Raw genomic sequence first — 21979 nt, 5'->3', positions numbered from 1 at the left:
TCCCATCCGATACGCGGGGCGGCTCGATGACTGAAGCTTCCTCGACTTTCGATACGGTCGCGCCGCTGCGCACCCGGCGCCGCCGCGCGGTGCTGCCGGTCATCGAGATCGTGATGCTCGCGGCGTTCCTGCTGCTGCCGCTGGTGCTGCAGGACTATCTCACCGTGTTCATGACGCGGGTGCTGATCCTGTGCCTGTTCGCGCTGTCGTTCGACCTGGTGTGGGGCTACGCCGGGATCATGAGCTTTGGCCAGGCCGTGTTCTTTGGCGGCGCCGGCTACGGCGTTGCACTGCTTGGTCGCGATCTCGGCATCTCCTCGATGTTGCTGGTGGTGCCGGCCGGCGTGCTGATCGGGTTCGCGCTGGCGCTGCTGATCGGCGGCTTTCTGCTGCTTGGACGCAATCCGTCAAGCGTCATCTTCGTGTCGCTCGGGACGCTGACCGCATCCTATGCGTTCGATCGGCTGGCGCGCGGCTGGTACTATCTCGGCGGCCAGAACGGCATCCCGTCGATCCCGCAGATGACGATCGGCAGTTGCGACCTCGGCGAGGGCGCGGTGTTCTATTATCTGGCACTGGCGATCTTGTTTGCGGTGTATCTCGGTTGCCGCTTTCTGGTGCGGTCACAGTTCGGGCTGGCGTTGGCCGGCCTGCGGGAGAACGAGCAGCGGATCGCCTTCTTCGGCTACAAGGTTCAGCATCTCAAGGCGATCGTGTTCTCGCTCGGCGGTGCGATCGCGGGGCTCGCCGGCAGCCTCTACGCCTTCCACGAGGGATTCGTCTGGCCGAATATGCTCGGCGTGGTGATGTCAACGCAGGTCGTGTTGTACGTACTGTTCGGCGGCTCTGGCACGCTGATCGGCGCGGTGATCGGCACCGTGGTGATCGAGATCGTGTCGTTCTGGCTGTCCAATTCCTACCAGGACATCTGGCCGATCATTCTCGGCGCGTTGATGTTGTTGGTGATCCTGTTCCGTCCCGCCGGACTGATCAGCCTGGTTGTCGGCCACAGCGAGCGGATCGGCAGCTTCGGCCGGCCGCCGAGGCTGGGCCGTAAGGAGCGCAGCCATGGCCCTGCTTGAAGCGCGCGGTATGAGAAAGGTGTTCGGCAAGCTCACCGCGCTGAACGGGGCCGAACTGACGGTGCAACCGAACGAGTTTCACGGCCTGATTGGTCCGAACGGCTCTGGCAAGAGCACGATGATGAAATGCATCGCTGGTGCCGAAGTCCCGACTGCTGGCCGCGTCGACTTCAACGGCGCTGATATCACCGGGGCATCACCGGCCGAGCGCGCCCGCGCCGGCATGAGTCTGAAATTCCAGATCACCTCGGTGCTGCCGGCGCTGACGTTGTACGACAACGTGTTGCTGGCGCTGCAGGGCCAGACTGCGCTCACCAAGCTGATGTTCTCGCGCACCCGCGGGCTGCTGCACGACAAGGTGATGGCCATGCTTGAGCAGTTCCGGCTGGTCGATCGCGCCAGTGAGCATGCTTCTTCGCTGTCGCACGGCCAGCAGCAATGGCTGGAGATCGCCATGGCGCTGGCGCCGGGCCCGAAACTGCTCCTGCTCGACGAGCCCACCGGCGGCATGAGCCTGGAAGAGCGCCGCGTCACCGGTGAGCTGCTGGCGCCGATCAAGTCGCGCTGCTCGCTGGTGATCGTCGAGCACGATCTCGATTTCATTCGCGACATCTGCGACCGCCTCACCGTGCTCGATCAGGGCACAGTGCTCGACACTGGAACGGTCGAGCAGATCCAGGCGAGTCCGAAGGTCCAGGAGGTCTATCTCCGCCGTGCTTGAGGATCATTATCTCGACATTCGCGATCTCGATGCCGGCTACGGTCGCAGTCAGGTGCTGTTCGGCGTGTCGTTGACAGCGCCGTGGCGCGGTGGCGTGGCCATTCTGGGCCGCAACGGCGCCGGCAAGACGACGCTGATGAAGGCGATCATGGGCGAACTGCCGGTCAAGCGCGGCAGCGTGTCGCTGGATTCGCGGGACGTCACCAAGCTGCCGACCGAGCAGCGGGTCCGCGCCGGCTTCGGCTATGTGCCGCAGGACCACCCGGTGTTTGCGCGGCTGACGATCCGCGACAATCTTGCGGTTGGGGCGCTGACGAATAAAGACAGCCGCGCGGTCGATCGTGTGCTGGAGATGTTTCCCAAGCTCGGCCAGCGGCTCGACCAAATCGCCGGCACGTTGTCTGGCGGCGAGCGCAAGATGCTGGCGATTGGCCGTGCGATGCTGTCTGAGCCGAGCGTGCTGTTGCTCGACGAGCCGACCGAGGGGGTATGGATCGGTGTAATCGAAGAGATCACCGACCGGTTGATCGCGTTGGCGAAAGAGATTGCCGTGGTGATCGTCGAGCAGCATCTCGACCTCGCCCTGCGCGTCGCTGACCACGCCTTCGTGCTCGACCGCGGCCACGTCGCACTCACCGGCACCGCCGACGAAGTCCGCAACGATCCTCGGCTGCTGCAATATCTGGCGCCGTAATTGCGGCTCCGCCTCTCCCCGTCATTGCGAGCGAAGCGAAGCAATCCAGACATTGTGCACTGAGCTGGATTGCTTCGTCGGCTTCGCCGCCTCGCAATGACGGGAGAGGGTGGTAGGCGGTCAAGCCTTGGACGGAAGGTCGACGAATTTCGAAATCAGCCGCAGCACCTCGTCCGGCCGGTCGTGCTGCAGCCAATGGCCGGCCTCGGCGACGATCTCGGCGCGAACGTCCGCGAAATAGCGGGAGGCTTCTGCGGCCTGGTCCGGGTCGATGAAGCTCTCACCGGCAAACAGCAGCAGCGTCGGGCAAGTGATCTGCGCCCATAGTTCGGCGTATTCCTGCGGCGCGAGCCGGTGCGGTGCCGTCACCCGTTGATACGGGTCGAATTTCCACGAATAGCTGCCGTCGTCGTTGCGGCGCGCCCCGTGGGTGGCCAGATGCAACGCCAGCTCCGGCGTCAGTCGCTTGTTGTGTGCGCGCATCTGCGCAGCGGCGTCGGCGATCGTTGCGTAGCGGCGCGGCTCGCGGCCTTCCAGCCGCTCCAGCTGCCCGAGCCATTTGATCATCCGCTCGTGGACCGCAGCCATCTTCGCGTCAGGTCGGATCGTGACGCCATCGAGGACCACGAGCCGATTCACCTTCTCCGGAAACGTGCCCGCATACAGCATCGCGATCATGCCGCCCATCGAATGGCCGATCACAGTCGCGGGCGGAGCATCCGCCAGCGGTGGCAGGCGGGTCAGGTCATAGACGTATTCCGGTAGCGCGTAGCTGCCGCCGCGCGCCCAGTCGGAATCGCCATGGCCCCGGAGATCCGGCGCGATCACGTGAAAGTGCGGCTGCAGTGCTCGGGCGAGGCCATCCCAGCTTCGGCCGTGGTCCTTGCCGCCATGAATCAGCAGCAGTGTCGGCGCGGGGGCGTTGCCCCAGTCCCAATAGTGCAGGCGCAGGCCGTGGGATTGATAGAAGTGGCTTTGTGGTTGTTGCATTGTTGTTTTTCGAGCGTTTCCACGGCTGCAATAGCCTGAGCCGGTGACCGCTTCAATGCCCTGCCGGCTGGCAACGCCCGATGGGGGTCCTCATCGGCACAAGCCGACGGGCTGACAATCTGTTGCAACACGGGTATGGAGGGGCTTCGAATATCGCTGCGTGGAGAGCGCGCGGTCCACGTCGCAGACCTCGTGCGCGCGTCTTCAGCGTCCATCATGAATTGAGCGGAGATCCCTTGATGGCTGCGGCCAGCGGAGCCCGAAAGACCTCTCCGGCGCTGAGGCGTGTCGATACCCGCGAGCTACGCGAAAATGCCGTGGTGGCGGCCGAGTTTCTGAAGACGCTGTCGAACGTGTCCCGGCTGATCATGCTGTGTCAGCTCGCCGAAGGCGAGAAGTCGGTGTCGGAACTTACCGAGCTGCTCGACGAACGGCAGCCGACGGTGTCACAGCAGCTCGCGCGGCTGCGCAGCGAAAAGCTGGTGCAGGCACGGCGCGAGGGGCAGCAGGTGTTCTATTCGCTGGCTAGCGAAGAGGTCCGCAGCCTGATCCTTGCGTTGCACGCCACCTTCTGTCGCAAGGATCGCGACAAGGACAGACCCGCGGCAGCCTCGCGCGCGAAGCCCGCGACAGCGCCACGCCGTCAGCGCCAGAGCGTCGACGCCTAAAGACGCGCTGCTTCAGTCAGCCGGCTTGCGGCCAAACAAGCGCTGAAACAGGCCCGGCGGTTTCGGGCCCTGCACGGTCGGAAAGCCGGCCTTGCGCCACGCCAGAATGCCGCCGCCGAGCACGTAAGGCTCACATACGCCGCTCGCCTTGGCTTCGATCTGGCCAGCATACATCCGCGTCCGTCCGCCAGAATGGCAGAAGAAGATCGCCTTGCGTCCCCGCGCTGCGCCGAGATCGCCGTGCTTGAAACCGGTCAGCGGCAGTTCGATCGCGCCGTCGATATGTTCGCGGGCAATCTCGTGACGCTCGCGCACGTCGACCAGCACAGCACCACCTTCGGTCACGAGGCGGTGGGCTTCGATCGGCGAAATCGTCTTCACGCTCATGGGCCATTCGTCTCCATTTTGTTGGCTGAGCGCCGATGCGGCTATCAGCGGAATGTCGTCAGATAGTGACGTTCGAACAAGCGCTTCAGCCAATGAAACAGCTTCATCTTCGGTCCGACGAAGTTGAAGCGCTGATTGCGAAACACCAGCATGCCGGAGTCGAGCATATCGACGATGCAGACCTGCTCCGGCTTGAAGCGAGTGATTGGCTGCTGTCCCGCTTCGATCGCGGCGATGTTGGCCGCAACCGCAATCGCCTGCAGATCGGCCTGATGCGCCTGCTTTGGCATCCAGTCCGGGCCGGGGAATGAACCGGCGTCGCCGGCGACCCAGACGTTGGGCAGCCCCTCGACCCGGCCCAGCTCGTCCGCCTTGATCATGCCACCGGCCGATAGCGGCAGGTCGGTGTTCTCGAGCCAGGCCGGACCGGTCAGACCCGGCATGAACAGGATCAGGTCGGCGTCGATCTCGCCGCCGTCGAGCACCACTTTGCGTTCTTCGAACCGCAGGATGTTGCGGCCGAGCCGAGTCGCGATGCCGCGGTTTTTCATTTCCTGCAGCAGGCCGTCGACCGCGCGCTCGCCGAGCCGCGCGCCGGGGCGTGACGCGGGGCTGAAGAACACGATCTCGAAGCCCGGCCGCTTACCTTGCCGGCGCAGCAGCGCATCGATGATGAACAGGAACTCAAACATCGGCCCGCCACGCATCGCGCCGGGCTCGTTCGGATTGGTGGCAAAGCCGACCGCGATGGTGCCGCCCTTCAGCGCGTCGAGTCGCCGCCCGATCTCTTCGCCGATCTTGATGCCTTCGCACGGGATCAGCGCGTGCTCGATACCCGGCAATTTCCGAATGAAGCGGCCGCCGGCCGCGATGATCAGATGATCGTTACGCAGTTCGTCGCGGTCGGTGACGACAATGCGGCCGCCGTCCTTCAGGCCTGTGGCGGAGGCTTCGACGAAGTCGATCCGGTGTTTGGTCAAGAAACTGTCGAGCGGCACCTTCAGGCGCTCTGCTTGGCGGAGGCCGGCGGGAATCCAGATCGAGCTCGGCAGGAAGTGCAGTTCCCGCCGCGGCGATATCATCGTGATTGCGGCGTCGACGTTATGCTTGCGCAGCTCGCGGGCGGCGGTAAGGCCGGCAAAGCCCGAGCCGATGATGGTGATGTTGCGCATCCTCGCGTATCCTCGTTGGCGCGCGCCGTGTCGCCTCTGGGCGATCCGTCGCATGGCGATGAACCGGCGGTCTGTGACGATGTCACCGCGGCAGCGCGGCCGATCGGGCATCAAGGAAGCGGGCATTGCGAAGGCGCGCGTGCCGCCGCCAAGCTGGCGCAGCAGTGCAGCGTGTTGGAAGGAGAACCGGCATCATGGCATCCGAACATTTCGACATGTGGGAGAGCCGTTTTTCCGCTGACGGCTATCTGTTCGGCACTGCGCCGAACGCTTTTCTGGCGTCGTGCCGTGATCTGCTGCCGAAGCAGGGGAGGGCGCTGGCGATCGCCGATGGTGAGGGCCGCAACGGCGTATTCCTGGCCGAATGCGGGCTCTCCGTATTATCGGTCGATTTCTCGCCGACCGCGCAGGCCAAGGCGCACAGGCTCGCAGCCGAGCGCGGCGTCACGATCGAGACCCGAACCGTCGATCTCTTGAGCTGGCAGTGGCCGAACGGATTCGACGTGATCGCCGGCATCTTCTTTCAGTTCGTCGAACCGGAGCGGCGCCCGCAGATCTTTCAACAGATCCGTGACGCGCTGAAGCCTGGAGGGCTCTTACTGATCGAGGGCTATCGCCCGAAGCAGCTCGTCTACAAGACCGGCGGTCCGAGCCGCGCCGAAAATCTCTACACCCGCGAACTGCTGGAGCAGGCGTTCGGCGATTTCGACAATCTCAGCATTCGCGAGCACGATAGCGAGATCGTCGAAGGCGCCGGTCACGCCGGACTATCGGCGCTGATCGATCTGATCGGATGGAAGCCAAAGTAACCGGCGTCTAATCATCCATCGCGCAACCGTCGAACACGCGCGGTCCGCCAGTCTGCAGCCCGAGCCAAGCGTGAACGGTGGCCTGATCGAAGCCGACTTCACGGCGGTCACCCGATTGCATCAGCGGGCGGCGGATCAGCAGCGGATCCTCGATCATCAGAGCGAGTGCCGCCTCCTCACCGAGCGCGGCGAAATCGATCGCGCCGGCTTTCACTTTCGGCGACGACTGGTTGAACCAGGCGATGAGCGGCTTGTCGCCGAAGAATGGCCGCAGCGTCTCGCGTGTCCACGGCTCGGCCAGCAGGTTGCGCACCTCGAGCTCGTGACCGGATGCGGTGAGCAGCGCCTTCTGTCGCGCGTTGCCGACGCAGCCGGGCTTCTCGTAGAACACGACTTTGGCCATTGCCGAAGGCTCCTTCAACAGATCGTCTTGTGCGCGTGCTGATCGGCACGCGCACTGCAGGCCGATGGCTCTGCCAGTCGCGGTGCGCGGCCGGCCCACCATGTCTCGATCGCTGCGCGGCTGCACGGCAGCTCCGCGCCCTCGTCGCCGATGAACTCGCGCCACGCGTCGGCGCATTTCTCCGGCACCGCGGTGAGGAGCGGCCGTTCGGCGACGATCGCCTCGGCAAATTCGTTGCGCAGACCCTTGCCGGTCGCTTCCTGCTTGGAGAATTTGTTGATCACCACCAGGGCGGCGCCGCTCGCGACCGCACGCGTCACGGCTTGGGCGGACTCGGCCAGGCCGCCGGCGTCGAGCTTGCACGATCCCGCGCCGCTGCCGAGCGTCTGCGAAATCCCGATCGCCTCGCCGGTCATCAGGTCGATCAGCTGCATGTCGATCTTCTTGCCGGCCGCGTCCTTGATGTTTCGCTGCACGATGCCGCCGAGCCGGTCTCCGGCCGCAAGCCGGGCGAATGCGAACTCCGCCAGCAGCGCGTCGACGTCGTCGTCGGCACGATAGATGATCGCGGCGATCCTTGGTGCCTCTGCGCTGCTGTCCGTCATCTCTGCACCCTCCAGTCGGTGTGCTCGTCGTGAGTTCAGCAAGCGCCGTGCCGGTTATTTGGCCGGCGCGTTCGCTTGCTATGCGATTGATTTGTCAATCGTTTCGCTCCGGCGAACCGGCTGCAAGCTTTGGTCGCAAACCTGACAGCGTTGTATAGTCATGGACATAACGATCCGAAGCGGAGATGTTGCGCCGGAACTGCCGCGCGTCAAATGCGCCGAACGACGATACCGGGGACCTGCCGTATGCCTGCCGCCACCACTGCCGAACTGGAGCGCCTGCTCGACGACGATGTGCCCTGCGGCGATTTGACGACCGAGGCGCTGGGCATCGGTGCGGCGTCCGGCGCGATGCAGTTCACCGCCCGCGATCCGATGGTGCTGGCGCTCGCCGAAGATGCCGCCGCGATCATCCGGCTGTGCGGCTGCAAGGTTGAACTCTCTGCTTCGTCCGGCAGTCGGCTCGCGGCGGGCGCGCCGATCCTGACCGCCCGCGGCAGCGCCTCGGGCCTGCTGCGCAGCTGGAAGGTGGCGCAGACGCTGATCGAGATTTGGTCCGGCGTCGCCACCACGGCGCGCGACATCGTCGATGCGGCCCGCGCGGTGTCGCCGACCATCGCGGTCGCCTGCACCCGCAAGAACACACCGGGCACCAAGCGGTTCGCGGTCGCCGCCGTGAAAGCCGGCGGCGCCACCATGCACCGGCTCGGCCTGTCGGAAACCGTGCTGGTGTTCGGCGAGCATCGCGGTTTTCTCGATGAGCCGCTGGCGGCCACGGTGTCTCGGCTGCGCGCCACGCTGCCCGAAAAGAAGCTGATCACCGAAGTGGCGTCGATCGACGCGGCCGTCACCGCGGCCGAGGCCGGGTTCGACGTACTGCAGCTGGAAAAGTTCGCTCCCGCGGATGTCGCGACTTTGATCCAGCAACTTGCCGCCCGGCCGTCGCGCCCGGTGGTCGCGGTTGCCGGCGGCGTCAATGCGGGCAACGCTGCGGCCTATGCCGAGGCCGGTGCTGAGGTACTGGTGACGTCGGCGCCGTACACAGCAAAACCGCGCGACGTTCAGGTGCGGATCACGCCGGAGCGATAACCACAAGTACCACGTCATGGCCGGGCTCGACCCGGCCATCCATCTTCTTGCGAAGAGGATGGATGCGCGGGGCAAGCCCGCGCAAGACGATGCCTATTGACGCGAGGCCTTGATCTTTCAATTCGTGGACTACGACCTTGCGTAACTCGCCGCCCGGTCCGCGATTGTCTCGCGCAGCACCGTCTTTTGGATCTTGCCGTTGGCGTTTCGGGGCAGGGGTGTGGTGCGGATGATGATGCTCTCGGGGACTTTGTAGTCCGACATCCGCGCCGCGCAGTAGGCGGCGACGTCGCGTTCGTTCAGGCTGGCGCCTTCGCTCGTCACCACGATGGCGTTGACGCGCTCGCCGAGCACCGGATCTGGCGTTCCGATGATCGCGGTCTCCAGCACACCTTCGATGCCGCAGATCACGTTCTCGACTTCGGCCGAGAAGATCTTGAAGCCGCCGCGGTTGATCATGTCCTTCTTGCGGTCGAACACGCGAACGAAGCCGTCCTGGTCGATCGAGCCGATGTCGCCGCTGCGCCAGTAGCCGTTCACAAACTCCTTGGCGTTGGCGTCGGGCCGCTGCCAATAGCGCGGCACCACCATCGGGCCCGCGATCAGGAGTTCGCCCGGCTCGCCGGGGGCGACTTCGTTGTCGTCGGCGTCGAGCACACGGACGTGTGCATAAGGGATTACTTGGCCGACGCTGTCCATGTGATCGCGCCAATACGCCTGCGGCATGATCGTGGTCGGCGAGGTGGTTTCGGTCGCCCCATAGGCATTGCGCAGCTGCAGGTTCGGCAGTCGCTTCGCCAGCATCTCGATGGTCGGCACCGGCATCGGCGCGCCGCCGAAGCAGCCGATCCGCCACGCCGACAGATCGTAATGCGCGAAGTCGGGGTGCATCACGGCAAGTGTGTAGATCGCCGGCACCAGGATCGAATAGGTGATCTGCTCGCGCGCCGCGAGGGCAAGGAAGTCGGCGGTCTTGAACGCCTGCCGCATCAGCACCACGCAGCCACCGGCGGCTATCGTCGCGTAGGACACGCCGACGAGGCCGGTGACGTGCGACAGCGGCACCGCGACCAGCCCGCGGTCGCGTTCGGTCAGCTCATGGGCGCGTGCGAACGCGTAGGATGAATGCAGGATGCTGAGATGCGTCAGCTCGGCGCCCTTCGGCTTGCCGGTGGTACCCGAGGTGTAGAGGATCACCGCGGTGTCGTCTTCATGCATCTCTGCGAGCGGTGCGTTCGCCGGATCGGCGGCGAGCAGATCCTCGAAGGGACGTGCACCGTCGGCGCTGCCGTGCGCGACGAAGCGATGCGCAAGCTGCGGCACGTCGGCGGCGGCAGGGATCTCGCCCGCCAGTTCGGCCTCGAACAACACGACCTTGGCGCCGCTGTTGGTCAACAGGAATTCCAGCTCGGCGCGGCGTTGCCGGATGCCGATCGGGACCACCAGGACGCCGAGCCGGTTGCAGGCGAGCGTCACCGCCAGGAACTCCCAGCAATTGCCGAGGAACAGCGCGACGCGGTCGCCCTTGCCGATACCAAGTGCGGACAGCGACACCGCGATCTTGCGCACCAGCAGATCGAGTTCGCGATAGCTGAGCGCGCGGTCATCGACGATCGCGGGACGGTCGCCGAATCGGGCGACTAGATCGTCGAACATGGCTGCGAGATGGGCGGGGCGCTCGGAGAAGCACAACATCGACCGGCCGTCGTAGTGAGTCTCGCGGCGCAGCGCGCCACCGATGCCGGCCTCGGGCCAGAACGTCATGGGTGTTTCCTCGTTGATCGTTGGGACGCCGCGGTTACCTCCACGATCGTCCGGCGGCTGTTTGCAGCGCCACCGCAATTCTATCCCGGCTCGGCCGTGAACCGCCAGCCGGTGCTTCGGTGTGTCATCTCGCGGAAATTATTCGCCTTCCGCGATGGGCTGACACAGCGGCGTCAGCATTGCCACCTAGGATAGCAATTTGCGACGGCGGGAACCGCCGCAAGTCGATATCAGGGAAGAAGCGATGAGACTCTCCGACGTGGAATGTGAATGCGGCGCGCTGTACCGCTGCGCCGAATCCGAAACACTCGACGGTGAACCTGGCAATCTGCATTGCGCCAATTGCGGCCGGATCGTCGAGGCGTGGCAGACCCGCAGCAAGCGCGTGTATCGCTGCGTGCTGACGCCGGATCGCAGCTATCCGGTGGTGCCGCCGCCGCCCGCGCCGTAAGCGCATGCTGGCAGGCGTGTTTGATTTTTCGAAGCGGCGCGACACGTCGTGCCTCGCTTGATGGACGCTTGATCCTATATGGTGGAGGTCGATTTCCCGACGACGAAGGGCGATAAGTTGCGAACTCCGGTGCTGGCAGCAGGCGGAATCGTGTTGCGGCGCGGCAAAGATCCGCTGTTCGCGGTGGTCCGGATGCGCAAGCGCAACGATTGGGTGCTGCCCAAGGGCAAGCTCGACCACGGCGAGACGCCGCGTCAGGCCGCCGAACGCGAGGTGCTGGAAGAGACCGGCCACGTCGTCGTGGTCCACGAGTTCATCGGCACGCTCGCTTATGATTCCGGCGGCCGCTCCAAGGTGGTGCATTTCTGGCGGATGGAAGCCGAGCCGCGGCAGACCCTGCCGCTGATGAAGGACATCCGCGCGGTCGATTGGCTGCCGCTCGACGAAGCCCTGCAGCGGCTGTCTCGTAGCTACGAGCAGGCATTTCTGACCGAGATCGGGCCGCTGGTGCTGAAATCCGCCGGCCACTTCGTATCTGCAACTCCCGCAGCGCCGCCGCCACCGCGCTGCCCGACCAGCCCGTTGCCGACCGGAGACGAGATCATCACCGACCTTGCCGAAGCTCCGTCTTTAGCGCTCGAACAGCCCTCGGACGCCATCGAACCAGAGCCGCCGCTGTCGATGCTGCAAAAACTGCGGCGATGGCTGCGAGGGGCGACGCGCTCCTGAGCGCTCTGCTCCGGGGCGGTCCTCTGCTGTCCGGATTTTCCTGACATTTGACGCACGTCAAATGACCCCTCCTGCCGCCGCCTATCGTTCGCGAAATGTGGCCGCAGGGCCACAGGCAGGAAACGTCATCAGGGGATGCCATGAGTGAGGCATTGGCGGCTGGCGCCGGACGCGCCAAGCGCGAGATTTTCGGGACGCCGATCTTCGGACCCGAAGCGGCGCAGAAAGGTTACGCTCTCAACAAGATGTGCTTCTCGTTCAACGACGCCGGCGCGCGCGCCGCGTTCGTGAAGGACGAGGCTGCGTATTGTGCGCGCTACGGTCTCACCGCGGCGCAGACCGAAGCGATCCTCAAGCGCGATCTGCTCAAGCTACTCGACGAGGGCGGCAACGCCTACTACCTCGCCAAGTTTGCCGGCATCCTCGGCCTCAACATGCAGGACATCGGTGCGCTGCAGACCGGCATGACGGTCGAGCAGTTCAAGGCGAAGCTGCTGGCGGCGCGGGACAATTGAGAGGGGATTGCTGACATGGCGACGATCATCGGCGGCCTGGCCGCTTCGCACGTCCCCGCGATCGGCGGGGCGATGGCCAAGGGCCTCCAGAAAGACCCGTATTGGGCGCCGTTCTTCGACGGCTTCGATGCGCCGTGCCGCTGGCTGGAGGCGGCCAAGCCCGATGCCGCGGTGGTGATCTACAACGATCACGGACTGAACTTCTTCCTCGACAAGATGCCGACCTTCGCGGTCGGTGCCGCGCCGGAATATCGCAACGACGACGAGGGTTGGGGCATCCCGGTGATGGCGCCGTTCAAGGGCGACACCAAACTGTCGTGGCACATCATCGAGACGCTGGTGGAGTCCGAGTTCGACCCCGTCACCTGCCAGGAGATGCTGGTCGATCACGCCTACAGCCTGCCGATGGAGCTGTTCCTGCGCGGCCGCGCCCATGACATTCCGACCGTGCCGGTGGTGGTCAACACCGTGCAGCATCCGCTGCCGTCGCTGCGCCGCTGCTTCAAGCTCGGCCAGGCGATCGGACGCGCCATCGAGAGCTATCCGGAAGACCTGAAAGTGGTGGTGATCGGCACCGGCGGGCTGTCGCATCAGCTTGAAGGCCAGCGCGCCGGCTTCATCAACACCGCGTTCGACAAGCGCTGCATGGATGCGATGACCGATGATATCGAGGGACTGCTCGGGATCGACCCGCACGAACTGGTCGAGCTCGCCGGCAGCCAGGGCGTCGAGGTGATGAACTGGGTCGCAATGCGCGGCGCGCTCACCGGCGACGTCCACGAACTGCACCGCAACTATCACCTACCGATCTCCAACACCGCGTCGGGCATCATGCTGATCGAGAACCGGCCGAGGCTGGCGCAGGCGGCGTAGGTCGTTACGCGAGACAAGGCGCTGCTCCGCCCGTGCCGGGGGCCATCTTTCGAGATGCTCCGGCTTCGCCGGGGCCCCTCAGGATGAGAGGATTGGCGCAAGTAGCTGGTTCGGTTCGTCAGTACGTTTCCCGTCATTGCGAGGAGCGCAGCGGCGAAGCAATCCAGCTCGGTGTGTGATCCTGGATTGCTTTGCTTCGCTCGCAATGACGATGAACAGCGCAGCGCCTACGCCTCTTCGCTCATCACGCGTCGATAGTCGCGTGGACTGTGGCCAGTGCGGCGTTTGAAGAAGCGGCAGAAATAGGCGGGGTCTTCGAAGCCGAGCTCGAACGAGAGCTTGGAGATCGGCGCTGCTATGTAAGTCAGCCGGCGGCAGGCTTCGCGGGTGAGACGCGCATGGACCACGTCGAGCGCGCTCTGACCGGTTTCGGCTTTCGCCAGCCGATTGAGGCGCTCCGGCGTCATACCGAGCGCGTCGGCGTAGCGTGCGATCGGCCAGTGCTCGCAATGGTGGGCTTCCACCAGGAGCAGGAAGCGGGTGAATTGATTGCCGCCGCGCGCCGCATAGCGCGCCTGCCGCTCGCTCTGCTGCGCCAGCCGCCAGATGATGGCGCGACCGAGCCATAACGGCACCGGGGAATTGCCGGCATCCGGCGAGGCGAACTCGTCGGCAAGCTCGGCGAATAATCTGTCGATCCGCCTCGTGGCGGCCCCGTCAGGTTCGAATTCCAGGATGCGGGCCGCGGCAAACAGATCGCGCAGCGCCTGGCCGGTCGCCGGCACGTCGCCCTCGATCATCGCGTGCGGATTAAAGGTGAAGACCTGACCTTCGGTGTGCGGCGAGAATTTGAAGCCGTGAACGACGCCGGGCGGCACGATCACCGCGACCGGACCATCGCGTTGCACGCGCTGCTCATCGAGCGCGATCGTCGCTTTTCCAGAGCCAATCCAAAGGATCTGATGCAGGCTGCGGTGGGCGTGGACGTCGATCTCCCACTGATACAATCGGCTGCGCGATTGAATCGCTTCGACATGCAGCATGTCGACCGGCGCGGCGGGCGTCTCGCCGTACAGCGCGAAGATCGGAATTGCTGCTTTGCTGCGTGAACGGGCCATCGGCGCAGCTAAGACTGAACGTCGGAAAAGTGCAAGTTTTTGTCACCGCGGCGTCTCACGGCGCGAGGTGGTGCCAACTACACTCCGACGATCGCCGCAACTAATAGACAAACAAACGAACTGGGCGGCCTTAACAAGAGAGGAAATCAGCTCATGTTCAGCTTCGATCCTTATTCGCCCGTCGTCGATGCCGATCCGTTCCCGCTCTACAAGACGCTGCGTGACGAACATCCGGTGTACTGGAGCGAGCCGGCGCAGATGTGGATTCTGTCGCGCTATCTCGACGTCGCCGGCGCCGGCAGCAACTGGCAGGTGTTCTCCTCGGCCAAGGGCAACCTGATGACCGAGCTGCCGAACCGGGCCGGCGCCACCCTCGGCACCACTGATCCGCCGCGCCACGACCGGCTGCGCGGACTGGTGCAGCACGCCTTCATGAAGCGTAATCTCGAGGCGCTGGCCGAGCCGATGCGGGAGATCGCCCGCGATGCCGCCGAGGCGCTGCGCGGCCGCGACCAATTCGATTTCATCAGCGACTTTTCGTCCAAGTTCACCGTGCGGGTGCTGTTCGCGGCGCTCGGCCTGCCGATGGGCGATGAGCAGACGGTCCGCGACAAGGCGGTGCTGATGGTGCAGAGCGATCCGGTCACCCGCGCCAAGGGGCCGGAGCATCTCGCCGCTTACGCCTGGATGCAGGACTACGCGTCGAGCGTGATCGCGCAGCGGCGCGCCGAGCCGAAGAACGATCTGATCTCGCATTTCAGCATGGCGGAGATCGATGGCGATAAGCTCGACGAGCGGGAGGTGCTGCTTACCACCACGACGCTGATCATGGCCGGCATCGAGTCGCTCGGCGGCTTCATGAGCATGTTGGCGCTGAACCTGGCGGATTTCGCCGATGCGCGCCGCGCGGTGGTGGCCGATCCGGCGCTGCTGCCGGATGCGGTCGAGGAGTCGCTGCGCTACAACACCTCGGCGCAGCGATTTAAGCGCTGCCTGCAGAGCGACCTGACGCTGCACGGCGTCACCATGAAGGCGGGGGATTTCGTCTGTGTGGCCTATGGCTCGGCCAATCGCGACGAACGGCAGTTTCCGAATCCGGACGTCTACGACCTCAAGCGCAAGCCGAAGGGCCACCTCGGCTTTGGCGGCGGCGTCCATGCCTGCCTCGGCTCGGCGATCGCCCGGATGGCGATCAAGATCGCATTCGATGAGTTCCACAAGGTGGTGCCGGACTACACGCGCACCACCGAGCAACAGCTGAACTGGATGCCGTCGTCGACCTTCCGCAGTCCGCTGCGGCTTGCGTTTGCAGTCGAGCAGGCCGCGGCGCGGTCTGCCGCCTGACGATCAGCGCTCCTCGGCCTCGCTCAGGGCGAGGCCGAGGAGTGCGGCGACGATCGCAAAGCCGGTCGCCGAGGTCAGGGCGAAATCGAACAGCCGAAACGGCGGCAGGCTCAGCAGCGCCGGCGTTACGCCGAAATTCGGGGACCGCGTCGCCACGAACGCAAAGCCGAGCCCGATCGCGGCGCCCATCATCGCGTGGCTGGCGATGGCCGTCAGCCGCGACAACTTGCGTGCCTTGGGGCTTGGCTTCTTGATCCTGGCCTGGGGCGCTCGAACTGAAGGCTTCTTTCCACGCATGGCGGTCACCCTCGCTTGCTGAGGCGCCAACGCGGCTTGTGGTACGCCGTTCCTAAGCAGGGTACATTGCCCCGTCAGTGTCCGGAGCGGAACCGCAGCGGCTCAACTGACCGGATTGCGACGGGGTTCGACGATCTCGAACATCCGTGGAAACTCGTCCATCAGCCCCATCAGTTCGGCAAGCTTCATCGGATTTCCGCTGGCCTTGATCTTGCCGGCCATCACCGCCTCCGGAAACGAGGTCTGCTTGGCGATCACCTCGTCGAGCAGGCTTCGCGGCAGCACGAAGCCGGCGTCGGCCGCGGCGGATTGCGTGCCGGCCACATAGGTCAGGGCGCAGTTCTCCAGCGTCAGCACCCAGGTTTCGTCGGTGTCGGTGAACTGCCAGTTCAGCACGATGGTCTTGCCCTCCGCCTTCGGCCCGTTGAGCCGGACGCCGAGAACGTCCCAGATTTGCGAGGTCTTCAGCGCCGACAGCGTCTCGCGCGGCATTCCGGGGCGCGTCGGCATTTTCGGCATGCCGTGGCGCAGTTCCTGGGCGCCGAACAGATAGGCGTTGCGCCAGGTCGAGCTCTCGGACTGGTAGCCGAGCTGTTCGAACGTATCGGCAAGCAGCAACCGGCCATCCTGGTTGTCGGGATCGGCGAACACCAAATGGCTGAGCACCTGCGCCACGAAGCGGAATTCGCCGCGGTCGAAATCGGCGCGCGCCTTCGCCAGCAGCGCGTCCGCGCCGCCCATGTACTCGACGTACTTCTTGCCGGCGTCCACCGGCGGCAGCGGATCAAGATTGGCCGGGTTGGCGTCGTACCAGCCGAGATACTTCTGGTAGATCGCCTTCACATTGTGGCGGATGTGGCCGTAATAGCCGCGCGCGTGCCAGGCGCCATCGAGGCTCTTCGGCAGGCGGATGGTTTCGGCGATCTCGACGGCGTTGAGGCCGTGGTTCATCAGTCGGAGCGTCTGGTCGTGGGCGAATTTGTAGATGTCGCGCTGCTGCCGGATCATCAGGTCGATCCGCTTCATGCCCCACACCGGCCAATGGTGCTGCCCGCACATCACCTCGGCCTTGCCGCCCCAGAGTTGCAACGCCTCGCCGAGATAGCCCGACCACGCCAGCGCATCGCGCACGTCGGCGCCGCGGAACGGCAGCAGATTGTGAAAGTTGTGGGTGCAGTTCTCGGCGAGGTTGAGCAGCTTGTAGCGCGGAACGAAGAAGTGCATCTCCGCTGGCGCTTCGGAGTTCGGCGCCATCTGGAATTCGAAGTCGACGCCGTCGATGCGGCGGGTGTCGCCGGTCGCCTTGATCAGGTCGGTCGGGCGCAGCAGCGCGGCGGTGCCGGCAGCCATCGTCTTGCCGAGGCCGCAATCGACATGGCCGCGTGGTCCCTTGGCGAGCAGTGGTCCGAACTGATACTGCGCCCGTCGCAGCATCGCCGGCCCCGCAATGATGTTCTCGGAGACGGCGTGCTCCATGAACAGGTCGGGAGCGATGATCGGCACCCGTCCACTTGCGAGCGTGTCGTCGTCGAGCACGCCGCGGGCGCCGCCCCAATGATCCGCATGGGTGTGGGTGAAGATCACTGCCACCACCGGCCTGTCGCCGCGGTGGCGAACATAGAGCTGCATCGCCGCGCGGGCACCTTCGATCGAGGTCAGCGTGTCGACCACGATCACGCCGTTGTCGCTCTCGATCAGCGTCATATTGGCGATGTCGAAGCCGCGGACCTGGTACACGCCCGGCACGACCTCGAAAAGGCCGTGCTGCATGTTCAGCCGCGATTGCCGCCATAGGCTCGGATCGACGGTTGCCGGGGCGACCTCGTCATGCAGGAAACGATAGGGTTCGAGACTCCACACCGTGCGGCCTTGTGCCGAACTGATCGCGGCGTGGTCGATGCTGCCGAGAAAGCCCCGCGCGGCATCGTCGAAATCACTGGTGTCGGAGAACGGCAATTCGTCCAGCACCGTCTTATGGCGCGCGAGGACCGAAGCGGAGGCATCTTTCGGCTCAATTGCGTCGTTGGCGACTGTGACGGTCTCGCTCATCGTTGGTCTCCTCCCTGCCTTCGTTGTCTGTCGCGACGGTGGCATCTCAGCTGATGCAGAAACGGATTGCAATCGCAGGTCTGCACCTTACGATTAGTTCATGAAACGATAGATGCCGCCAAAGCGGTGCATCGATCAGGGAGGGGGTCATGGGACTAATCAGCGGCGCGGTGAGGCCGTCCATACCCGCGCGGCGGAAATTGGCGGAGTGCATTTTGCATTGCGGGACGCCCGTGGCGACGCTCCGGACAAAGGTTGCCCGATGAGTCTTAGCGTCGATCTGTTCTGGTCGTTCCGGAGCCCGTACAGCTATCTGTCACTGCCCAAGGCGGTGAAGCTGGTCGAGCAATATGACTTCGTCATCAACGCGCGACCGGTGTATCCGCTCGCGGTGCGCGATCCGACGTTCTTCAAGCGTACCGATCCGAGGTTTGCGCGTTACGTCGTGCTCGACAGTTTTCGTGTCGCGCAGAAGGAGGGAATTCCGTTTCGCTTCCCGCGACCGGATCCGATCGTGCAGAACATGCAGACGCTCGAAGTGGCAGCCGAGCAGCCCTACATCACCCGCCTGACGCGCCTCGGCGCCGCCGCCCAGCTTGCCGGCCGCGGCCTGCCGTTCATCCGCGAGGTCAGCTCGGTGCTGTATGGCGGCGCGGTCGACAACTGGCACGAAGGCGATCATCTGGCCAAAGCCGCCGAGCGCGCCGGGCTCGATCTGGCGCAGCTCGAGGCCGAGATCGCCGCCGATCCCGACCAATACGATGAGACCGTCCGCAGCAACGAACGCGACCACGCCGCGTCCGGCCACTGGGGCGTGCCGACCTTCGTGTTCAAGGGCGAGCCGTTCTTCGGTCAGGACCGGCTGGACCTGTTGCTGTGGCGGCTGCAGCAGCACGGGCTGAAGGAGCGGAGCTGATCCGTCAGTTCGGAGCGCGAGTGTCCGCGAGGGCGATATGCGCCGATGCGGTTTGCCGGGGCCGATATTCCTCTGTACAGCGGGAGCGCCGCCGGTCGCGCGGTGATCCTCCATCAGTTCGAGTCCGTTCGTTGTCGATCATCCTCGATCCCTGGTTCTACGCCGTCGCAATTCCCGCGGTGTTTCTGCTCGGCCTCGCCAAAGGCGGCTTTTCCGGCGTCGGCATTGCGGCGACGCCGCTGCTGGCGCTGTATCTGCCGCCGCTCGAAGCTGCCGGCCTGCTGTTGCCGGTGCTGATCACCCAGGACCTGATCTCACTGTACGTGTATCGGCATCATTGGGATGCGCGCAGCCTGAAGGTGATGCTTCCCGGAGCGTTGGTCGGAATGGCGATCGCGTGGTGGACGGCCTCGATCGTGTCGGACGATGCGGTGCGGTTGATCGTCGGCGGCGTGGGGCTGGTGTTCGTGCTGAACGTCTGGCTGCGGCCGCATGCCTCGGCCGTGAAGCTGTCGGATGCGGCCGGCGTATTCTGGGGCGCGGTGTCGGGCTTCACCTCGTTCATGACGCAAGGCGGCGGCCCGCCGTATCAGGTCTATATGCTGCCGCAGCTGCTGCCGAAGCTGGTGCTGGTCGGCACCACCACGATCTTCTTTGCCATCATCAATGCGCTGAAGATCGGTCCGTATTTTCTGCTCGGACAATTCACCCCGGCCAATCTCGGCACGTCGCTGGCGCTGTTGCCGCTTGCTGCGGCCGCCAACATGGCGGGGATCTGGCTGGTGAAGCGGACGCCGACCGGGCTGTTCTACCGGATCGCCTATGCGCTGCTGTTCGTGGTGTCGGTGGCGCTGGTTTATCAGGGGCTGTCGCACCTGATCGGCGGCTGATCGCGACGCAACACGAACAACAACAAGGGAGAGAGACCGATGGCGCGGATCGACTATTGCGACGAGGCCACAGCGAGCCCGCGCACCCGCGAGGTTCTGGCCAAGAATCGCAATGCCAACATCTTCCGGATGCTGGCGCATGCGCCGAGCCATTTCGAGCAATACTGCCGGCTCGGCGGCGCGATCCGGTTCAAGGGCGAACTCGACCCGGTGCTGCGGGAGCTCGCGATCACCCGGACCGGCATCCTGTGCAACGCGCCCTACGAGGTCGCCGCCCACAAAAAGATCGGCGCCGGTGTCGGCGTCAGCGCCGCGCAGAACGCTGCGCTCGATGATTGGCGCAGTGCCGACTGCTTCGATGCCACCCAGCGCGCCGCGCTCGCCTTTACCGACGAGGTGGTGAAGCTCGATCGGCCGACCGACGCGGTGTTCGACGACATCGCCGGACGGTTGACGCCGGCTGCGCTGGTCGAACTGCAACTCGCGATCGGATTTTACATCATGACGTCGAAGTTTCTCGAAACCTTCGGGATCGACCTGCAGCCGGTCGACGACGTGGTGTAGGGCGAGGCGGGGAGGCGCAGTCTGCGCCGCCCCGGGCCGGTTCGGTCAGTTCGAGGTCGGCGGCACGAAGTGATCGACTGCGGTCGCCATCTCGCCGGTCTGCGGGTCCTTGATCTCGAAGGTAATATTCATCGACTTGCTCGGCACCTGCTCGCTCGGAACCATCACCGACACCCGCAGTTCGCGGGTCTGATCTTGGCCGACTTCGACGTCGAGCCGGTCCTTGGCGTCCGGATCGACGCCGACCGCCTGCAGCCGGGCGCCCGGCACGCCGCTCACCGATACCTGCATCACGCGGGCGGTCGGGCGCTTGTTGAGCAGCCGCACGGTGTAGTCGTTGCGCACGCCGCCGTTGGACAGCGTCACGAACAGCGGATTGCGCTCGTGCAGTACGTTGATGTCGAGCGAGCCGCGCGTCGCCAGCGCATACACCATCACCGCCGCGACCAGCACGATCAGCCCGGAATACAGCAGCGTGCGGGCGCGGATCGGCCGATACACCGAAGGCTTGCCGGCGAGCCGGCGCTGGATGTTGATGTCGGTGTCGTAGGCGATCAGATCCGGCGGACGGCCGACCTGCTTCATCACCGTGTTGCAGGCGTCGATGCACAGGCCGCACTGCACGCAGCCGAGCTGCAGGCCCTGGCGGATGTCGACGCCGGTCGGGCAGACGTTCACGCACTGGTGGCAGTCGATGCAGTCGCCGGCCGTCTCGCCATGGGCGCGCACCACTTCGGCCTTCTTCACCGACATCCGCGGCTCGCCGCGGTCGTACTTATAGGTGACGTTGAGCGCCCATTCGTCAGTCAGTGCCGCCTGGATGCGCGGCCACGGGCACATATAGATGCACACCTGTTCGCGCATGAAGCCGGCGAGGGTGTAGGTGGTGAAAGTCAGGATGCCGATCCAGACATAGGCGACCATCGGCGCCTGGAAGGTGACCAGCTCCTTCACCAGCGTCGGGGCATCGGCGAAGTACAGCACCCAGGCGCCGCCGGTCCACCACGCGATCATCAGCCAGATGAAGTGCTTGAGCGCGAGTTCGCCGACGCGGCGCACGGTCAGCCCGTGCTTGTCCTTGGTGATGCGATCGCGGCGGTCGCCCTCGATCAGCCGTTCGACCGCGTAGAACAGGTCGGTCCACACCGTCTGCGGGCACAGATAGCCGCACCACAGTCGGCCGGCGAGCGCGTTCATCAGGAACAGCGCCAGCGCGGCGATGATCAACAGGCCGGTGAAGTAATACACTTCCTGCGGCCACAGCTCGATGAAGAAGAAATAGAAGCGCCGCGCCGGCAGATCGATCAGCACCGCCTGATCGGGCAGGCCGGGACCACGGTTCCAGCGCAAGAACGGCGTGAAGTAGTAGATCGACAGCGTGATCGCCAGCAGCGCCCATTTGATCCTGCGGAAGCGGCCGTGCACCGCCTGCGGATAGACTTTCTTGCGGGGCGCGTAGAGCGGCCCCTCGATATTGGTTTCTGTCATAGGGAGGGCTTTCGCTGGAGCTTCGCCCCGGAGAGGGGACGGCCGTCTCCGGGCGAAATCATGCGGGATCAATCACGCAGGATCGAGACGCTCGCGCGAGCGTCTCGAGGGCAGTCGCTTAGCGCATCGAGGGCCGCGCGATCTTGCGCGCGACCAGGAACGAGATCGGCATCGCGATCACGAAGCCGCAGCCGACCGCGATCGGAATCCAATGCATCGCCTGCTCGGACAGGCTCGGCACCGCCAGCACCGCGATAATCATCATGCCCGCCAGCGTCGCGCCGCCGATAATCCAAAGCAACATGGCAACCTTGATCATGATCTTCTCCTGTTGTTCTGCCGGGGCCGTCAGCCTCGCGCC

At 64.9% G+C, this 21979-nt stretch carries 25 protein-coding genes; 14 read left to right on the top strand and 11 right to left on the bottom strand.

What is annotated here, in order from left to right; genetic code table 11:
- The first annotated feature begins 26 nt into the window (after nucleotides 1–26).
- From VRZ08_RS18760 to VRZ08_RS18750, 3 genes are read left to right on the top strand one after another with little or no spacing between them, the layout of a single operon-like run.
- Nucleotides 27–1082, top strand: coding sequence for a branched-chain amino acid ABC transporter permease (locus tag VRZ08_RS18760; protein ID WP_414533492.1), 1056 nt, complete (start codon nucleotides 27–29; stop codon nucleotides 1080–1082).
- Nucleotides 1069–1803: an ABC transporter ATP-binding protein gene (locus VRZ08_RS18755; protein WP_414533491.1), complete on the top strand. Its 735-nt coding sequence runs from the start codon at nucleotides 1069–1071 to the stop codon at nucleotides 1801–1803. Before VRZ08_RS18760 ends, VRZ08_RS18755 begins: the two co-directional genes overlap by 14 nt.
- The gene (locus VRZ08_RS18750) at nucleotides 1796–2497 is read left to right on the top strand and encodes an ABC transporter ATP-binding protein (RefSeq protein WP_414533490.1); all 702 of its coding nucleotides are present in this window, start codon (nucleotides 1796–1798) and stop codon (nucleotides 2495–2497) included. Before VRZ08_RS18755 ends, VRZ08_RS18750 begins: the two co-directional genes overlap by 8 nt.
- Before the next feature lie 120 nt (nucleotides 2498–2617).
- Here VRZ08_RS18750 and VRZ08_RS18745 read toward each other — a convergent pair whose 3' ends face one another.
- Entirely contained in the window at nucleotides 2618–3487 is an 870-nt protein-coding gene (locus VRZ08_RS18745; RefSeq protein ID WP_414533489.1) for an alpha/beta fold hydrolase, read from the bottom strand.
- 239 nt (nucleotides 3488–3726) lie between these two features.
- Between VRZ08_RS18745 and VRZ08_RS18740 the strand changes: the two genes are divergently transcribed.
- Nucleotides 3727–4155, top strand: a complete 429-nt coding sequence (locus VRZ08_RS18740) for an ArsR/SmtB family transcription factor (protein WP_107343174.1) — start codon at nucleotides 3727–3729, stop codon at nucleotides 4153–4155.
- 12 nt (nucleotides 4156–4167) lie between these two features.
- Here VRZ08_RS18740 and VRZ08_RS18735 read toward each other — a convergent pair whose 3' ends face one another.
- Complete coding sequence (locus VRZ08_RS18735) at nucleotides 4168–4542, bottom strand: rhodanese-like domain-containing protein (RefSeq protein ID WP_414533488.1); 375 nt, start codon at nucleotides 4540–4542, stop codon at nucleotides 4168–4170.
- A 44-nt stretch (nucleotides 4543–4586) separates the two neighbouring features.
- Nucleotides 4587–5714: an NAD(P)/FAD-dependent oxidoreductase gene (locus tag VRZ08_RS18730; RefSeq protein WP_414533487.1), complete on the bottom strand. Its 1128-nt coding sequence runs from the start codon at nucleotides 5712–5714 to the stop codon at nucleotides 4587–4589.
- Between the two features lie 194 nt (nucleotides 5715–5908).
- Here VRZ08_RS18730 and VRZ08_RS18725 point away from each other — a divergent pair, with 194 nt between their 5' ends.
- Nucleotides 5909–6523 carry an SAM-dependent methyltransferase gene (locus VRZ08_RS18725; protein WP_414533486.1) on the top strand — a complete coding sequence of 205 codons (615 nt, stop codon included), beginning with the start codon at nucleotides 5909–5911 and terminating at the stop codon, nucleotides 6521–6523.
- 7 nt (nucleotides 6524–6530) lie between these two features.
- Here VRZ08_RS18725 and VRZ08_RS18720 read toward each other — a convergent pair whose 3' ends face one another.
- Nucleotides 6531–6926, bottom strand: a complete 396-nt coding sequence (locus tag VRZ08_RS18720; RefSeq protein WP_346296567.1) for an ArsC/Spx/MgsR family protein — start codon at nucleotides 6924–6926, stop codon at nucleotides 6531–6533.
- Between the two features lie 14 nt (nucleotides 6927–6940).
- Nucleotides 6941–7531 (bottom strand): DUF2478 domain-containing protein, encoded by a 591-nt coding sequence (locus tag VRZ08_RS18715; protein WP_414533485.1) that lies wholly within the window; start codon nucleotides 7529–7531, stop codon nucleotides 6941–6943.
- Nucleotides 7532–7777: 246 nt separating this feature from the next.
- Between VRZ08_RS18715 and modD the strand changes: the two genes are divergently transcribed.
- On the top strand, nucleotides 7778–8620 hold the full coding sequence (gene modD / locus VRZ08_RS18710) for a ModD protein (RefSeq protein WP_414533484.1): 843 nt from the start codon (nucleotides 7778–7780) through the stop codon (nucleotides 8618–8620).
- 129 nt (nucleotides 8621–8749) lie between these two features.
- Here modD and VRZ08_RS18705 read toward each other — a convergent pair whose 3' ends face one another.
- Complete coding sequence (locus VRZ08_RS18705; protein ID WP_414533483.1) at nucleotides 8750–10384, bottom strand: class I adenylate-forming enzyme family protein; 1635 nt, start codon at nucleotides 10382–10384, stop codon at nucleotides 8750–8752.
- A gap of 244 nt (nucleotides 10385–10628) precedes the next feature.
- On the opposite strand from VRZ08_RS18705, the gene VRZ08_RS18700 reads away from it, so the two are divergent.
- The 4 genes from VRZ08_RS18700 to VRZ08_RS18685 all read left to right on the top strand — a co-directional run bounded on the left by VRZ08_RS18700 (nucleotide 10629) and on the right by VRZ08_RS18685 (nucleotide 12952).
- The gene (locus VRZ08_RS18700) at nucleotides 10629–10835 is read left to right on the top strand and encodes a hypothetical protein (RefSeq protein WP_107343182.1); all 207 of its coding nucleotides are present in this window, start codon (nucleotides 10629–10631) and stop codon (nucleotides 10833–10835) included.
- A 78-nt stretch (nucleotides 10836–10913) separates the two neighbouring features.
- On the top strand, nucleotides 10914–11564 hold the full coding sequence (locus VRZ08_RS18695) for an NUDIX hydrolase (protein ID WP_414533482.1): 651 nt from the start codon (nucleotides 10914–10916) through the stop codon (nucleotides 11562–11564).
- Between the two features lie 140 nt (nucleotides 11565–11704).
- Complete coding sequence (locus VRZ08_RS18690) at nucleotides 11705–12079, top strand: protocatechuate 4,5-dioxygenase subunit alpha (protein ID WP_414533481.1); 375 nt, start codon at nucleotides 11705–11707, stop codon at nucleotides 12077–12079.
- Between the two features lie 15 nt (nucleotides 12080–12094).
- Nucleotides 12095–12952: a class III extradiol dioxygenase family protein gene (locus tag VRZ08_RS18685; RefSeq protein WP_414533480.1), complete on the top strand. Its 858-nt coding sequence runs from the start codon at nucleotides 12095–12097 to the stop codon at nucleotides 12950–12952.
- Between the two features lie 227 nt (nucleotides 12953–13179).
- On the opposite strand, the gene VRZ08_RS18680 is transcribed toward VRZ08_RS18685, so the two are convergent.
- Complete coding sequence (locus VRZ08_RS18680) at nucleotides 13180–14070, bottom strand: helix-turn-helix domain-containing protein (RefSeq protein WP_414533479.1); 891 nt, start codon at nucleotides 14068–14070, stop codon at nucleotides 13180–13182.
- Nucleotides 14071–14223: 153 nt separating this feature from the next.
- Here VRZ08_RS18680 and VRZ08_RS18675 point away from each other — a divergent pair, with 153 nt between their 5' ends.
- Nucleotides 14224–15414 (top strand): cytochrome P450, encoded by a 1191-nt coding sequence (locus VRZ08_RS18675; RefSeq protein ID WP_414533478.1) that lies wholly within the window; start codon nucleotides 14224–14226, stop codon nucleotides 15412–15414.
- Nucleotides 15415–15417: 3 nt separating this feature from the next.
- On the opposite strand, the gene VRZ08_RS18670 is transcribed toward VRZ08_RS18675, so the two are convergent.
- Together VRZ08_RS18670 and VRZ08_RS18665 are read right to left on the bottom strand one after the other, a co-directional pair.
- Nucleotides 15418–15639 (bottom strand): hypothetical protein, encoded by a 222-nt coding sequence (locus VRZ08_RS18670; protein WP_414533477.1) that lies wholly within the window; start codon nucleotides 15637–15639, stop codon nucleotides 15418–15420.
- Between the two features lie 174 nt (nucleotides 15640–15813).
- A complete protein-coding gene (locus tag VRZ08_RS18665) occupies nucleotides 15814–17760 on the bottom strand; it encodes an alkyl/aryl-sulfatase (protein ID WP_414533476.1) in 1947 nt (648 codons plus the stop codon).
- Between the two features lie 262 nt (nucleotides 17761–18022).
- Between VRZ08_RS18665 and VRZ08_RS18660 the strand changes: the two genes are divergently transcribed.
- The 3 genes from VRZ08_RS18660 to VRZ08_RS18650 all read left to right on the top strand — a co-directional run bounded on the left by VRZ08_RS18660 (nucleotide 18023) and on the right by VRZ08_RS18650 (nucleotide 20130).
- Nucleotides 18023–18676, top strand: coding sequence for a 2-hydroxychromene-2-carboxylate isomerase (locus VRZ08_RS18660; RefSeq protein WP_414533475.1), 654 nt, complete (start codon nucleotides 18023–18025; stop codon nucleotides 18674–18676).
- A gap of 131 nt (nucleotides 18677–18807) precedes the next feature.
- Nucleotides 18808–19566, top strand: a complete 759-nt coding sequence (locus tag VRZ08_RS18655) for a sulfite exporter TauE/SafE family protein (RefSeq protein ID WP_414533474.1) — start codon at nucleotides 18808–18810, stop codon at nucleotides 19564–19566.
- A 39-nt stretch (nucleotides 19567–19605) separates the two neighbouring features.
- A complete protein-coding gene (locus tag VRZ08_RS18650) occupies nucleotides 19606–20130 on the top strand; it encodes a carboxymuconolactone decarboxylase family protein (RefSeq protein ID WP_107343190.1) in 525 nt (174 codons plus the stop codon).
- A gap of 45 nt (nucleotides 20131–20175) precedes the next feature.
- Here VRZ08_RS18650 and ccoG read toward each other — a convergent pair whose 3' ends face one another.
- Together ccoG and VRZ08_RS18640 are read right to left on the bottom strand one after the other, a co-directional pair.
- Nucleotides 20176–21618, bottom strand: coding sequence for a cytochrome c oxidase accessory protein CcoG (ccoG, locus tag VRZ08_RS18645; RefSeq protein WP_414533473.1), 1443 nt, complete (start codon nucleotides 21616–21618; stop codon nucleotides 20176–20178).
- 118 nt (nucleotides 21619–21736) lie between these two features.
- Nucleotides 21737–21937 (bottom strand): hypothetical protein, encoded by a 201-nt coding sequence (locus VRZ08_RS18640; protein ID WP_107343192.1) that lies wholly within the window; start codon nucleotides 21935–21937, stop codon nucleotides 21737–21739.
- Nucleotides 21938–21979 lie beyond the last annotated feature (42 nt).

The organism is Rhodopseudomonas sp. G2_2311 (assembly GCF_047501505.1).
Lineage (GTDB): Bacteria > Pseudomonadota > Alphaproteobacteria > Rhizobiales > Xanthobacteraceae > Rhodopseudomonas > Rhodopseudomonas palustris_H.
The sequence above is the reverse complement of the archived record's forward strand: the minus strand, read 5'-3'. Positions and strand labels throughout refer to the sequence as shown.